The following is a 14,875-nucleotide window of genomic DNA, read 5'->3' as shown; positions in this document are numbered from 1 at the left end:
AAGCCGCCCGATCGCCGGACTCCGCATGCTGCTCCGCACCACCGCCTTCGTCGCCCTTGTCCTCGCCGCGAGCCCGGCCCACGCGATGCCGCCGCCGGACACGCGTCCCGCCGAATGTGCGGTGCACGCCGGCAGCACCGTGATCCATCCCTGGTCGGACGCGCTGCCCGCGCACCAGCGCGCGGCCTGGCTCGATGCCACGCAACTGCGCTGGGCCGCGCCGGCGGAGGCTTCCTCGGTCGTGCTGCTGCGCGCGCCGAGCCCGCAGCTTCGACTCGTTCCCGGTGCCGCGCCGGAAGGCCACGCGATCCGGCATGCATTGGCACCGATCCGCCTTGAACACACCGACGCCCGCTTCAGCCACGTGCCCGGCAGCACGTTCGAACTCGCCGAACCGCTGCCGACGGACGCTTGGCGCGAAACGCTGGTCGTCGCGGCGCTCGACGCCGACGGCCGCGTGCTCGACGCCACCGGCCTGCAGAACGCGGGGGCACTGGATGCCGTGTTCGCGCCGAAGGCGAAGGACGCCATGCTCGGCGCGACAATCGACGCGGGCGCGACGCGCTTCGCGCTGTGGGCCCCGACGGCCACGAACGTGTCGCTCTGCTTGTTCGGCGCCACCGAGGCGTCGACCGCCGATGCCACGCCCACCATTGATGCGCCGCTGATGCGTGCCGAACCCGCCAGCGGCGTGTGGACGCACACCGTCCCCGCCGACCTGCGCGGGCGTCGCTATGCCTTCCTCGTCGACGTCCTCGTGCCGGGCGTCGGTCTTGTGCGCAACCGCGTTACCGATCCGTATGCGCTCGGCCTCAATGCGGATTCGCAGGCGTCCGTCGTGCTCGATCTCGACGACCCGGCGACGAAACCGGAGGGCTGGGCCAACGACCGCCGCCCGGACACCGTGCAGGGCAACACCGACCTCGTCGTCTACGAACTCCACGTCCGCGATTTCTCGCGCGACGACACGACGGTGCCCGAGGCGCATCGCGGCACCTACCTCGCCTTCACCCACGACGACACCGCGGGTATGAGGCATCTGCGAGCACTGGCCGGCGCCGGTCTCACCGATGTGCACCTGCTGCCCACCTACGATCTCGCCTCCGTTCCCGAGCGCGATTGCGCGCGGCCCAAGCTTCCGGACGGCGAAGGCCCGGCCGGCGAAGGCGTGCAGGCCGCGATCGGCGCCGTGCGCGAGCGTGACTGCTACAACTGGGGCTATGACCCTTGGCACTTCAACGTGCCCGAGGGCAGCTACAGCACGGCGCCCGACGAGGCCGCCACGCGGGTACGCGAATTCCGCACGATGGTCCAGGCGCTGCACCAAGCTGGCCTTCGCGTGGGGCTCGATGTCGTCTACAACCACACGATGGCGAGCGGCCAGGACCGGCAGTCGGTGCTCGACCGCGTGGTGCCCGGCTACTACCACCGGCTGAACGCGCAAGGCGAGGTCGAAACTTCGACCTGCTGCCCGAACACCGCCACCGAGGCCACGATGATGGCCAAGCTGATGATCGAATCGGCGGTGATCTGGGCGCGCGACTACCGCATCGATTCCTTCCGCTTCGACCTGATGGGCCACCAGCCCAAGGCGGCAATGCTCGACCTGCAGCGCGCCGTCGACGCAGCCACCGGTCGCCGCATCCACCTGCTGGGCGAGGGCTGGAACTTCGGCGAAGTCGCGGACGGGGCCCGCTTCCCGCAAGCCACGCAGGGCGTGTTGAACGGCACCGGCATCGCCACCTTCAGCGACCGGATGCGCGACGCGGCTCGCGGCGGCCGCGCCGGTGACCGAGGCGAGGCGCTGAACGCGCAGGGCTGGCTCTCCGGCCTCCACCACGCGCCGAACGCGGCGAACGCCGCACGCCCGAAGGCGGAGACCGAAGCGGAACTGCGCCGTGCCGAGGCGCTGATCCGTGTCGGCCTCGCGGGCACGCTCGTCGATGTCGAGACCTTCGACGCCGACGGCGTGGTGAAGCCGCTGCGCGACATCCGCTACGGCAGCGGCCCTGCCGGCTATGCCAGCCAGCCGGACGAGGTCGTCAACTACACCGAGAACCACGACAACCTCACGCTGTTCGACAGCAACGCCCTGCGCCTCCCGCTGGAGACCACGCGCCATGACCGGGCGCGCGTGCAGGTGCTGGGCAACGCGCTGGTGTTGCTTGCGCAAGGCGTGGCCTACCTGCACGCCGGGCAGGAGGTGATGCGCAGCAAGTCGCTGGACCGCAACAGCTACAACTCCGGCGATGCGTTCAACGTCGTCGATTGGACCGGTGAACGCAGCACCTTCGGCATCGGCCTGCCGCCGGCCTGGGACAACGAAGACAGCTGGCCGCAAATGCGCGTGGTCCTCGAGCGCGCGCCGGACATCGCCCCGCGCGCCGAAGACGCCGCCTTCGTGAACACCTGGACGCAGGCCCTGCTGCGCCTGCGCCGCGACGAGCCCCTGCTGCGGCTGGCAACGACCGATGCCGTGCAGGCCGCGCTGCGCTTCGTCCCGGTGGACGGCGAACCCGGTCTCGTCATCGGGCATCTCGACGGCCGCGCGCTGCCAGCCACGCATCCGGCGCACGGCCGACAGCTTGTCTATGTGCTCAACACCGACCCGCGCCCGCGCACGGCAACGGTGGCGGCGACAGGCGGCGGCAGCTGGGCGCTGCACCCCGCCCTCGACGGTCTCGCCGAGGGCACGCTTGGCGCCGACGGACGGGTCTCGGTGCCGGGACGCAGCGTCGCGGTTTTCGTGCGTTGATCGACACGCCGTCGTGCCCGCGCCCATGAATACGTTTTCACGCCCGCCCCAACGCGGACGCGGGTCTTAAGCTCCCGCGGATGACGACCCAGCCCGCCACCGTACCGGCCACGACGCCGGCCGCCCCGCCCGCCGCCGACCTCGTCGCGGCCTTCCGTCGAGCGCTTGCCATGACGACCACCGACGGCCGCGAGGCCCCCGCCGCTCGCGCCGCGCTGCGTGCCGCCGCCGAGGCTTGCCGCGGCCCGCTGGCCGAGCGCTGGGCCGCCACGCAGGCCAAGGACGCCGCCCGCGGCAAGGACCAGCGGCGCGTGCACTACCTGTCGATGGAATTCCTGATGGGCCGCGCGATGCGCAATGCGCTCGCCGCCCTCCAGCTCGAACCCGCGCTGCGCGATGAACTCGCCACGCGCGGCGTCTCGCTGGCGGATGTTCTCGAGTCCGAGCCGGACGCCGCGCTCGGCAACGGTGGCCTCGGCCGCCTCGCCGCCTGCTTCCTCGATTCCTTCGCGGAGCTCGGCCTGCCCTCCTTCGGCTACGGCCTGCGCTACCGCTACGGCATGTTCGCGCAGGGCCTGCAGGATGGCGCACAGGTCGAGCGCCCCGACGACTGGCAGCGCGACGGCACGCACTGGGATTTCGAGCGCGCCGACGTCGCCTTCGTGGTGGGCTTCGGTGGCCATGTGGAATCGGACGCCGGCGGCACGCGTCGCTGGGTGCCAGCCGAGCGCGTCCGCGCCCGCGCGTTCGACTTCGTGGTGCCGGCGCATGCCCATGGCCACGTCGCCACGCTGCGCCAGTGGGAGGCCAGCGCCGAGCAGCCGATCGATTTCGCCGCTTTCTGCCGCGGGGATTACGCCGCAGCGGGCGCCGCGCAGCTCGCCGCCGACACGCTGAACTGGGTGCTCTACCCCGACGACAGCACCGAGGCCGGCCGCACGCTGCGCCTTAAGCAGGAGGCCTTCCTCGTTTCCGCCTCGCTGCAGGACCTGATCGCGCGCCACCTCGCCGAGGGCCGTCCACTCGCCGAGCTGGGCCGCGGCAACGCCATCCACCTCAACGACACGCACCCCGCGCTGGCACCGGCGGAACTGATGCGCCTGCTCGTGGACGAGCACGGTCTCGAGTGGACCGAGGCGTGGGCGATCACCCGCCAGGCCGTGGCCTACACCAACCACACCCTGATGCCGGAAGCGCTGGAGACGTGGCCGGTCGCGATGGTCGAGCGCCTGCTGCCGCGCCACCTCGAGATCATCTACCGCATCAACCACGAATTCCTGTCGGACGTGCGCACCAAGGCGCCCGGCGACGACGCACTGGTGCAACGCGTGTCGATCATCGACGAGCAGCACGGCCGCCGCGTCCGCATGGCCGCGCTCGCCGTCGTCGCGTCGCACCAGGTCAACGGCGTGGCGAAACTGCATTCCGACCTGATGGTCGAGACGATCTTCTCGGACTACGCACGCCTCTATCCGGAGCGCTTCACCAACGTCACCAACGGCGTCACGCCGCGACGCTGGCTGCAGCAGTGCAACCCGGGCCTGTCGAACCTGCTCGACGACAGCATCGGCACCGGCTGGCGCCGCGACCTCGGCCAGCTCTCGGCCCTGCGTGCGCAGGCGGGCGACGCCGCACTGGGCCAGCGTCTCGCCGCGGTGAAGCGCGCCAACAAGGAAAAGCTGGCCGAGCGCATCCGCCGCGAACTCGGCGTCGTGGTCGATGTCGATTCGCTGTTCGACGTGCAGATCAAGCGCATCCACGAGTACAAGCGCCAGCTGCTCAACCTGCTGCACGTCGTCGCCCGCTACCAGGCCATGCTGGCCAACCCGGCCGGCCCCGAGGGCCAGGGCTGGACGCCGCGCACCGTCGTCATCGCCGGCAAGGCGGCCTCGGCGTACGTGGCCGCGAAGCAGATCGTCCGCCTCGCCACCGACATCGGCCGCGTGGTCAACAGCGACCCGCGCCTCGGCGGCAAGCTGAAGCTGGTTTTCCTGCCGAACTACGGCGTGTCGCTGGCCGAGTCGATCATCCCGGCCGCCGATCTCTCCGAGCAGATCAGCACCGCGGGTACGGAAGCCAGCGGCACCGGCAACATGAAGTTCGCCATGAACGGCGCGCTGACCATCGGCACCTGGGACGGCGCCAACATCGAGATGGCACAGCACATCGGCGAGGACGACGTGTTCGTGTTCGGCCTGCGCGCCGACGCGGTGGCTAACCTGAAGGCCGTGGGCTACGACCCGCGCTGGATCGCCGCACAGAACGCTTCGCTGAAGGCCGTGCTCGACGCCATCGGCAGCGGCGCCTTCAGCCCCGGCGAACCGCAGCGCTATCGCGCCCTCGTCGACGGCCTGCTGAACCGCGACACCTACCTGCTGCTCGCCGACTTCGCCGACTACGTCGCCACGCAGTCGCGCGTGGATGTGCTCTACCGCGACCCGAAGGCCTGGAACGCCTCCGCGCTGCGCAACATCGCCGGCATGGGCTTCTTCTCGGCCGACCGCACCGTGGCCGAGTACGCCGCCAAGGTCTGGTCCGTGCCCGGCGCCGCGAAGGCCGCGAAAACGAATGCTTGACCCCGGCGCCGTCGCGGCCTTGCTCGCGGCGCGCCACGCCGATCCCTTCGCCGTGCTCGGCCTCCACGCCGATACGGCCGGCGCGCTCTGGCTGCGCGCCCTGCTGCCCGGTGCCGACGCGGTCGACGTGCTCGATGCTGCGACCGGCAAGGCCGTCGCGACGCTGGCGCCGCGCGCCCTCGGGCTGTCGGCGGGCGAGAGCCTGGTCACGCCGCTGTTCGAAGGCCGCATCCCGCGCCGCAAGCAGCGTTTCGACTACCGCCTGCGCGTGCGCTGGGCCAATGGCGACGACGGCACCTACGCGGACGCCTATGCCTTCGGCCCGCAGATCAGCGACGACGAACTGCGCGCCTTCCACGAAGGCCACCACACCCGGCCGCAGCGCTTCCTCGGCGCGCATGCGCTGAGCATCGACGGCGTGGCCGGCGTGCGTTTCGCCGTCTGGGCACCGAACGCGCGGCGCGTTTCCGTGGTTGGCGACTTCAACGGCTGGGACGGCCGCCGCCACCCGATGCGCCTGCGCCACACCGCGGGCGTGTGGGAGCTGTTCGTGCCGCATGCCGCGCCGGGCGACCTGTACAAGTACGAGCTGGTCGACGCCAACGGCAGCCTGTTGCCGGCCAAGGCCGACCCCTACGCGTTCGCCAGCGAGCTGCGCCCCGGCAATGCCAGCCGCGTGGCCGCGCCGCGCGCCGACACGCCCCTGCCGGCCAACCGCGCCGCACGCAACCATCGTGGCGTGCCGATCAGCACCTACGAGGTGCACCTCGCCTCCTGGGCGCACCCCGACCTCGCCACGGCGACCGCCGAACGCCCTGCCTGCGCCGAGCACAGCGCACGCACCGGCTTCCCGCACTGGGATGCGCTGGCCGCGGTGCTGCCCGGCTACGCGGCGGCGCTCGGCTTCACCCACGTCGAACTGCTGCCGATCACCGAGCATCCCTTCGACGGCAGCTGGGGCTACCAGACGCTCGGCCTGTTCGCGCCGACGGCGCGCTTCGGCGAACCCGAGGGCTTCGGCCGCTTCGTCGCCGCCTGCCACGCGGCCGACCTCGGCGTGATCCTGGATTGGGTGCCCGCGCACTTCCCGCGTGACGCCCACGGCCTCGGCCGCTTCGACGGCACCGCGCTCTACGAGTACGCCGACCCGCGCGAAGGCGAGCACCGCGACTGGGGCACGCTGATCCCGAACTTTGGCCGCAACGAGGTGGTGAGCTTCCTCACCGGCAGCGCGCTGCACTGGCTGGAGCATTGGGGCGTGGACGGCCTGCGCGTGGATGCGGTGGCGTCGATGCTTTACCGCGACTACTCCCGCAACGCCGGCGAGTGGATCCCCAACGTGCACGGCGGCCGCGAGAACCTCGAAGCCATCGCGCTGCTGAAGCACATCAACACGACGATCGGCCGCGAATGCCCCGGCGCCATCACGCTGGCCGAAGAGTCCACGAGCTTCCCCGGGGTATCGGCGCCGGTGCACGCCGGGGGGCTCGGCTTCCACTTCAAGTGGAACATGGGGTGGATGAACGACACGCTGCGCTACCTGCAGGAAGAGCCCGTGCATCGGCGCTGGCACCACGACCGGATGAGCTTCGGCCTCGTGTACGCCTTCAGCGAGAACTTCATGCTGCCGCTGTCCCACGACGAAGTCGTGCACGGCAAGGGCTCGATCCTCGGCCGCTGCCCCGGCGACGAGTGGCAGCGCTTCGCCAACCTGCGCGCCTACTACGGCTTCATGTGGGGGCACCCGGGCAAGAAGCTGCTGTTCATGGGCCAGGAGTTCGCCCAAGGCGACGAATGGCGCGATGCCGAACCGCTGCCCTGGCACCTGTTGCAGTACCCGCACCACGCCGGCGTGCGCGACCTCGTGCGCGACCTCAATGCCCTCTACCGCGAGGCCCCGGCCCTGCATGCGCTCGATGGCGAGGCCGCCGGTTTCGAATGGCTGGTCGGCGACGACCGCGAGCAGAGCGTCTACGCCTGGCTACGTCGCGACGGCGCCGGTGATCTGGCGATCGTGGCCTGCAACTTCACCCCCGTGCCCCGCGAGGGCTATCGCCTGCCGTTGCCGAAGGGCGCGGCGAAGTCGTGGCGCGAGGCCCTGAACACCGACTCGCGCCACTACGGCGGCAGCGACCTCGGCAATGGCGGCGGCGTGCTGAAAGCGAAGGACGGTGGGCTCACCCTGACCTTGCCGCCACTGGCCACCGTGGTGCTGCGCCCGGCATGAGCACGAACGCGGCCGTCATCGCGGCGCCAAGGCACACCCTCGTGCCCGGCCCGCATGCGCCGCTGGGCGCACACGCGCGCGACGGAGGCGTCGACGTCGCCGTGGCCTCGCAGCGCGCGAAGCGCATCGAGCTGTGCGTGTTCAGCGACGATGGCACGCGCGAACTCGAACGCCTGCCGCTGCACGCCGGCGAGGACGGCGTGTTCCACGGCCGCCTCGAAGGCGCCGGCCCCGGGTTGGTCTACGGCTTCCGCGCGCACGGCCGCTACCAGCCGGAGTCCGGCTACCGCTTCAACCCGGCCAAGCTGCTGCTCGACCCCTACGCCCGCGAGTTGGTCGGTGATTTCCAGTGGCGCCCCGAGCACCACGGCTGGGCGGCGAGCCACCCGCAGGGCCGCCAGCCCGACACCCGCGACAACGCCCTGCTGGCGTTGAAGGCGCGCGTGGTTTCCGATCCGCAGCCGTTGGCCGACGGCCTCGGCGTGCGCGCGGCTTCGCGCCCGCGTCGCCCGCTGCGCGACAGCGTGCTGTACGAACTGAACGTGCGCGGCTTCACCATGCAGCTGCCGGGCGTTCCCGAGGCGCTGCGCGGCACCTTCGAAGGCCTCGCCCATCCGGCATCGATCGCGCACCTGAAGTCGCTCGGCGTCACCACGCTGTCGCTGATGCCGGTGATGGAGTGGCTCGACGAAGCGCCGCTGGTCGAGCGCGGCCTGCGCAACTACTGGGGCTACAACACGCTCGCCTTCTTCTGCCCGGCGCGGCGGCTCTGCCGACATCCGCAGGATGGAATCAATGAATTCCGCCGGATGGTCGCCACCCTGCAGCGCGAAGGCTTCGATGTCGTGCTCGACGTGGTGTTGAACCACACGGCCGAAGGCGACAAGCACGGCGCCACGCTCAGCTTCCGCGGCCTCGACAACGCCAGCTGGTACCGCCTCGTCGGCGACGACCGCAGCCGCTACGAGAACGTCAGCGGCTGCGGCAACACCCTGCGCCTGATCCACCCGCGCACCACCCAGTTCGCGCTCGACGTGCTGCGCTACTGGGTCGAGACGATGGGCGTCGACGGTTTCCGCTTCGACCTCGGTGCCGCGCTGGGCCGCACGCGCCACGGTTTCGATCCGTCCGCGCCGTTCTTCGTCGCGCTGCGGCAGGACCCGACGCTGGCGCAGGTTCACCTGATCGCCGAGCCCTGGGATGCGGGCTTCGAGGGTTACCAGCTCGGCCGCTTCCCCGGCCGCTTCGCCGAATGGAACGACCGCTTCCGCGATGCCGTCCGCGGCTATTGGCTGGGCGCGGCAGCCACGGCCGACGGCCACCCGAGGGCCCCGGTGCCGCGCAGCGAATTCGCCAAACGCTTCACCGCGTCGAGCGACCTGTTCCAGCACGGCCAGCGCCGCCCGCAAGCCAGCATCAACTACGTGTCCGCGCACGACGGCCGCACGCTGGCCGATGTCGTCGGCTACGCGCGACGGCACAACGAAGCGAACGGCGAGCACAACCGCGACGGCCACGCGCACGAGGTGTGCACGAATTTCGGTGTCGAAGGCGCGACCGATGAAGCGGCTGTCCTCGAACGCCGCCGCCGCGTGCGCCGCGCACTGCTTGCGACCACCCTGCTGGCGCAGGGCACGCCGATGCTGCTGGCCGGCGACGAGGTGGCGAACTCGCAAGCCGGCAACAACAACGCCTACTGCCAGGACAACGCCACCGGCTGGATCGACTGGGCCGGCCTCGGCACCGACGACGACGCGGGCGCGCTGGTCGCAGCGCTCGTCGCGCTGCGCGCCAGCGAGGCCTACCTGCGCTGGCCCACGTGGTTCCTGCCGGAGCCGGGCGACGACGACCCGACCATCCGCTGGCTGCGCCCCGACGGCAGCGACATGCGCGTGGACGATTGGCACGACGCCAGCGACGGCGCCTTCGCCTGCCAACTCCGCGCCGCCGGCGCCTCCGCGCCGCGCGGCTGCATCGCCTTCAATCCGGGCGGGAGCGATCGCCCTTTCGAATTGCCGGATGGTCCGTGGACCGTGTTGCTGGAGACCTCCGGCACGTTCCCACCGGGCGTCCTCACCACCACACTCGCGTCCCCGGCCGTGCTCGTCCCGGCCCACAGCCTGCTCGTCCTTCGCCGCCTCACCTCCGCTCCGGAGCCGACCTGATGTTCAACCTCGACCAGCGCGCCGCCGGCGTGCTCCTGCATGTCACTTCCCTGCCCGGCCCGCACGGCATCGGCGACTTCGGCCCGGACGCGTTCCGGTTCGTCGACTGGCTGAAGGACGCCGGCCAGACGATCTGGCAATGGCTGCCGGTGAACCCGATCGGTCCCGGCAATTCGCCCTACCAGAGCGTGTCGGCCTTCGCCGGCAGCCCGCTGATGATCGCCCTCGAAGGCCTGGTCGCGAACGGCTGGCTCAAGGCGCCGACGCTGCCCGAAGGCGGCTTCGCGGCGCACAAGGTCGACTTCGGCAAGGTCGTCGATTGGCGCAACGCGCAACTGCGCGCGGCCTATGCCGGCTATCTCGCGAAGAACGCGCCGGCCGAGCGCGCCGCCAAGGCCGCGTGGGCGCAGCAGGAGGCTTACTGGCTCGACGACTACGCGCTGTTCATGGCGCTGGAGACCGCGCACGGCGGCATGCCGTGGTGGACCTGGGCGCCGGCGCTGCGCGACCGCGACCCGAAGGCATTGGCCGCCGCGCGCATCGAACACGCCGCCGAGATCGGCTACTGGACCTGGGTGCAGTGGTGCTTCGACACGCAGGCTGCGGCGCTGAAGGGCTACGCCAACGAGCGCGGCATCGCGGTGATGGGCGACCTGCCGATCTACATCGCGCACCACAGCGCCGACTGCTGGGCGCGCCCGGATTTGTATCAACTCGACAGCGACGGCCAGCCCACGGCCGTGGCCGGCTGCCCGCCCGACGCGATGGCACCGACCGGCCAGCGCTGGGGCAACCCGCTGTACCGCTGGGACCGCATGGCGAAGGAAGACTTCGCGTGGTGGAGTGACCGCGTGCGCCGCGCGCTCGGCCTTGCCGACGTGTTCCGCATCGACCACTTCCGCGGTTTCGCTGGCTACTACGAGATCCCCGCGAGCTGCCCCACGGCTGAAGAAGGCCAGTGGGTACCCGGCCCCGGCAAGGCGCTGTTCGATGCCATCGAGAAAGCGCTCGGCCCATTGCCCATCGTTGCTGAAGACCTCGGCCTGATCACGCCCGACGTCATCGAACTGCGCGACGGCTGCGGCTTCCCCGGCATGACGATCCTGCAGTTCGCCTTCGGCGGCGACGCCACCGACCCCTTCCTTCCGCACAACAGCGAGCGGGCGCGCGTGGCCTACACCGGCACGCACGACAACGACACCGTGCGCGGCTGGTGGAACAGCGCGACGCCGCGCGAGCGCCAGTTCGCCGGCAGCTACCTGCCGGCCTCGGAACACGACATCCACTGGGCGATGGTCCGCGCCTGCGCGAACTCAGTCGCGAACTTCGCCGTGTTCCCGCTGCAGGATGTGCTCGGCCTCGACGCCGCGCATCGCATGAACATCCCCGGCACGATGGGCGACCACAACTGGAGCTGGCGCTTCACGTGGCCGATGGTCGACGACGAGGCCAAACGCGTGCTCGGCCTGATCACTGCGACGAGCGGCCGCGGGCCGTGGGGCTTGAGCGGGGTGTGACGATCGGCCCGATGCGCCGGACCTGAGCACCGCGTAGGCTCGGCGTTCTTCTGGGGGAGGGGGCTGAATATGCGATGGCACTCGTCGTTGGGAGCCGTGGTGCTCGTGATTGCCTTGGCCTCGCTGGGCACGGCGCAAGGAGCAGCCCAACCTGCGGTGGCCGATGCCTTCGAGCGCATCACACCCGAGCAGGCCGGCTACGACCCGGCGCGCCTCGATGAACTTCGAACCTTCCTCAAGACGTCCGGCTCCGACAGCCTGTTGCTGCTCCATGACGGCAAGGTGTTCTTCGAGTGGGGCGACATCCGCAAAAAGCTGCTGATTCACTCCATGCGGAAGGCTCTGCTGAGTTCGCTGTATGGCATTCACGAAAGTCGTGGCGAGATCGACCTCAATGCCACGTTGGCCGAACTCGGCATCGACGATGCACCACAGACGCTCACCGCGATGGAACGCTCGGCGCGACTGGTCGACCTGCTCAAGTCGCGCTCCGGCGTCTACATCACCGCGGCCGCCGAATCGGAAGGCATGGCGCAATCGCGACCAGCGCGCGGCAGCCATGTGCCGGGCACGCATTACTATTACAACAACTGGGACTTCAACGTGGCCGGCGCGGTACTGGAGCGTCGCATCGGACGGCGCGTGTTCGATGCCTTCGATGCCGAGATCGCTCGCCCGCTGGGCATGCTGGATTGGCAGAGCCGCATTACTGTGACCGCCTCGGGCGACAACACCATCAACCGCAGCGCCGACGGCTTCTACAGCTACGAACGCGAGCGCTCACGCTACCCGGCCTACCACTTCCGCCTGTCTGCACACGACCTGGCGCTGTACGGACAACTCTTTCTGCAACGCGGCGAATGGCGTGGACAACAACTGGTTCCGGCCGAATGGATCGATCGCAGCACGCAGCCCTACTCCATCGTCGACGCAGGGTACGGCCTGGCCTACGGCATGCTCTGGGACGTGCTGCTGCCCGAGCCGGGCGAGGCGCAGCCGTCGTTCTTCCACACCGGCGTTGGCGTGCACATGCTGGGGGTGTACCCGAAGCATCACCTAGTGATGGTGCACCGCGTGGATACCGAGACCGGTTCAGGATTCAACGACGGCGATCTCTATGGCGTGATCCGCCGCGTTCATGGCGCACGGGTGCGGACCGCAGCCGCGTCCAACTCAGGCAGTGCGGGCGCGCACAGCCAGTAGGCTTGCCAGGGCCAGCACCACCAGCGCCGCCACATCGATCCAAACCACCCGTGCGATCAATGCGTTGTAGCCACCGACGCTCCATGCAATCAGCAGAAAGCTGCCGATGCTGATGAAGCCGACGACGGCCGCGACCGATCGCCATGCCGGCACGAAGGCCGCCGCCACCATCACCCCTCCGACCAGGCCAAACAGCACGGCGCGGTGCTGCATCAGGATGAGCAGGTTCGGGTCGGTGATGGGCAGGCCGTAAAGGCGCTGCAGCGAGGCCGCGCCGAGGACGCCGGTGACCGGCAACAGGTGCACCAGCCCAACGAGCAGCCATAACGCCGCGGAGAATGCTTTCATGGTGAAGAACTCCTGAGGGATCGACGATGGCGAATCCTAGGCCGCAAAGACCACCGGCGCTTCCAGAAACGTGCTCCCCGCCGCAAGCCCAGTTGGTGGATGGGGGGCACGTCATCCTCTACATCGGCCCGGCGTTTCCCATTGCGGCACACCGCAACAGCGTGACGGTCCTGGCCTTCGGGCTCGACGATGCATTCGAAGTGGCAGAACACCTGGATGGTCCTCCGGGAACCGGACGACGTGTGCGCAGTGCGGTGATTCCGGCCGGCCAATGGCATCGCCTGCACACGCCCGCCTCGACCATGGCCTTTCTTTACCTCGATGCCGGCGATCAATCGTGGAAAAAGCTTGCCGCCTCGGGCACACCGGGGCCGAGAGGGTGTGCCATCGGCATGGCGGTTGAAGAGATGGCGCTGCAGGTGCTTCGTCGCCTAGGAGCACAGCCCCATGTGAAACGCGTCGACGTCATCGCCCTGACGGCGTGCTTGGGAATCGAAGCGCCCCGCATGGACCGGAGGATCGAAGCCTCGCTGGCACGTCTGCGTTCAGACCCCGGCCTCACGCATCGCGTCAGCGAGCATGCGGCGCAAGCCGGGCTGTCGGTCTCGCAATTCCAACGCCTCTTTACCCAAAGCACCGGCCTGCCTTGGCGTCGTTGGCGCCTGTGGCAACGCACGTCTTCGGCGGTACGCAACATCATTGCCGGCGCCTCACTCACCGAGGCCGCCCACGCCGCGGGCTTTTCCAGCGGCGCGCATTTCAGCGATACCTTCAAGGCGATGTTTGGCATGCCGCCTTCCAACCTCAGCGCGATCGACCTCACGTGGACCGCCATCGACGTGCGACCATCCAGCCCATGAACAGAGAATTCGACCTCATCGTGTTTGGTGCCACCGGCTTCACCGGCCGCTTGGTGGCGGAGTATCTGGACCACACCTACGGCGCCGCAGGGTCGGTACGCTGGGCCATGGCCGGCCGCAGCGCGGCCAAGCTCGCGCAGATTCGCGATGAGCTTGGCTTGCCGGCAGACCTTCCCTTGCTGGTCGCCGACGCCAGCGACGAAGCCGCGCTTGCGGCGCTCGTCAAACGCACGAAGGTCGTCATCACCACCGTCGGGCCTTACCAGCAATACGGCGAACCCCTGATCCGCGCCTGCGCCCATGCCGGCACCGATTACGTCGATCTGTGCGGCGAGCCGGGCTGGATGGCCAAGATGATTCCCGAGCTGCAGGCACCCGCCAAAGCCAGCGGCGCGCGGATCGTTTTCTCCTGTGGCTTCGATTCCATCCCCTTCGACCTCGGCGTGCTGCACGCCCAGCACGAGGCGAAGGCGCGCTTCGGCGCGCCGTTGGCCCGCGTGCATGGCCGCGTGAGCGTCATGAAGGGCACGTTCTCGGGCGGCACCGTGGCCAGCATGCTGGCCACGATGGAAGCCATCGGCCGCGACCGCAGCCTGATCCGCACCTTGGGCGATCCGTTCGCGCTGGTGCCCGGCTTCAAGGGCCCGCGCCAACCGAACGACAACACCGCGGCCTTCGACGATCTGGCCAATGCATGGACGGCGCCCTTCGTCATGGCGCCCATCAACACCAAGAACGTGCATCGCAGCCACGCCCTGCTGGGCCATCCTTGGGGCGAGGCGTTCGTGTACAGCGAGCGGATGCTCACTGGCGAAGGCAAGGCCGGAGAGAAACGCGCCAAATCGATGGCACGCAGTTCCAAACTGCAAACCATGCTGCTGGCCTTCGCGCCGACGCGCGCCCTGCTGCGGCGTTTTGCACTGCCCAAGCCCGGCGAAGGCCCGAACAAACAGCAGCGCGAGAAAGGCCGCTATGAAGTCTTGTTCTTCGGCGAAACCGCCGATGGCCGCAAGCTCACCACGAAGGTCACCGGCGACCGCGATCCCGGTTACGGTTCGACCTGCAAGATGATCAGCGAGGCCGCGCTGTGCCTGGTGCAGGACGTCGACCGCGAGGCGACGCCCGGCGGCGTGTGGACGCCGGCCGCCGCGATGGGGATGCGCCTCGTCGAGCGCCTGCGCCAGCGCGCCGGCCTCACCTTCGGGCCGGTCGAGGGACGCTGAG

9 protein-coding genes are annotated in these 14,875 nt (G+C 69.8%); 8 read left to right on the top strand and 1 reads right to left on the bottom strand.

Annotation, left to right across the window (positions count from 1 at the left end):
• The first annotated feature begins 25 nt into the window (after window positions 1-25).
• From O9255_RS06465 to O9255_RS06440, 6 genes are all read left to right on the top strand, one after another.
• Window positions 26-2,755: an alpha-1,6-glucosidase domain-containing protein gene (locus tag O9255_RS06465; protein ID WP_297866035.1), complete on the top strand. Its 2,730-nt coding sequence runs from the start codon at window positions 26-28 to the stop codon at window positions 2,753-2,755.
• An 80-nt stretch (window positions 2,756-2,835) separates the two neighbouring features.
• Window positions 2,836-5,331 carry a glycogen/starch/alpha-glucan phosphorylase gene (locus tag O9255_RS06460; RefSeq protein WP_297866034.1) on the top strand — a complete coding sequence of 832 codons (2,496 nt, stop codon included), beginning with the start codon at window positions 2,836-2,838 and terminating at the stop codon, window positions 5,329-5,331.
• Window positions 5,324-7,558 (top strand): 1,4-alpha-glucan branching protein GlgB, encoded by a 2,235-nt coding sequence (glgB, locus tag O9255_RS06455; protein WP_297866033.1) that lies wholly within the window; start codon window positions 5,324-5,326, stop codon window positions 7,556-7,558. Before O9255_RS06460 ends, glgB begins: the two co-directional genes overlap by 8 nt.
• A complete protein-coding gene (glgX, locus tag O9255_RS06450) occupies window positions 7,555-9,723 on the top strand; it encodes a glycogen debranching protein GlgX (protein ID WP_297866032.1) in 2,169 nt (722 codons plus the stop codon). The genes glgB and glgX overlap by 4 nt, the downstream gene beginning before the upstream one ends.
• The gene (gene malQ, locus O9255_RS06445) at window positions 9,723-11,240 is read left to right on the top strand and encodes a 4-alpha-glucanotransferase (protein ID WP_297866031.1); all 1,518 of its coding nucleotides are present in this window, start codon (window positions 9,723-9,725) and stop codon (window positions 11,238-11,240) included. The genes glgX and malQ overlap by 1 nt, the downstream gene beginning before the upstream one ends.
• Before the next feature lie 99 nt (window positions 11,241-11,339).
• Window positions 11,340-12,443, top strand: a complete 1,104-nt coding sequence (locus O9255_RS06440) for a serine hydrolase (protein ID WP_297866030.1) — start codon at window positions 11,340-11,342, stop codon at window positions 12,441-12,443.
• Here the strand turns inward: O9255_RS06440 and O9255_RS06435 are convergent.
• Complete coding sequence (locus O9255_RS06435) at window positions 12,414-12,791, bottom strand: hypothetical protein (protein WP_297866029.1); 378 nt, start codon at window positions 12,789-12,791, stop codon at window positions 12,414-12,416. The two genes, O9255_RS06440 and O9255_RS06435, sit on opposite strands and share 30 nt — an antisense overlap.
• A 95-nt stretch (window positions 12,792-12,886) precedes the next feature.
• Here O9255_RS06435 and O9255_RS06430 point away from each other — a divergent pair, with 95 nt between their 5' ends.
• Both O9255_RS06430 and O9255_RS06425 read left to right on the top strand, forming a co-directional pair.
• On the top strand, window positions 12,887-13,651 hold the full coding sequence (locus O9255_RS06430) for a helix-turn-helix domain-containing protein (protein ID WP_297866028.1): 765 nt from the start codon (window positions 12,887-12,889) through the stop codon (window positions 13,649-13,651).
• Complete coding sequence (locus O9255_RS06425; protein ID WP_297866027.1) at window positions 13,648-14,874, top strand: saccharopine dehydrogenase NADP-binding domain-containing protein; 1,227 nt, start codon at window positions 13,648-13,650, stop codon at window positions 14,872-14,874. The genes O9255_RS06430 and O9255_RS06425 overlap by 4 nt, the downstream gene beginning before the upstream one ends.
• Window position 14,875 lies beyond the last annotated feature (1 nt).

The sequence above is a fragment of the Silanimonas sp. genome (assembly GCF_027530345.1).
In the GTDB taxonomy this organism is placed as follows: Bacteria; Pseudomonadota; Gammaproteobacteria; order Xanthomonadales; family Xanthomonadaceae; genus Silanimonas.
Note: the sequence above shows the minus strand (reverse complement) of the source record. Positions and strands in the feature narration are given on the sequence as shown.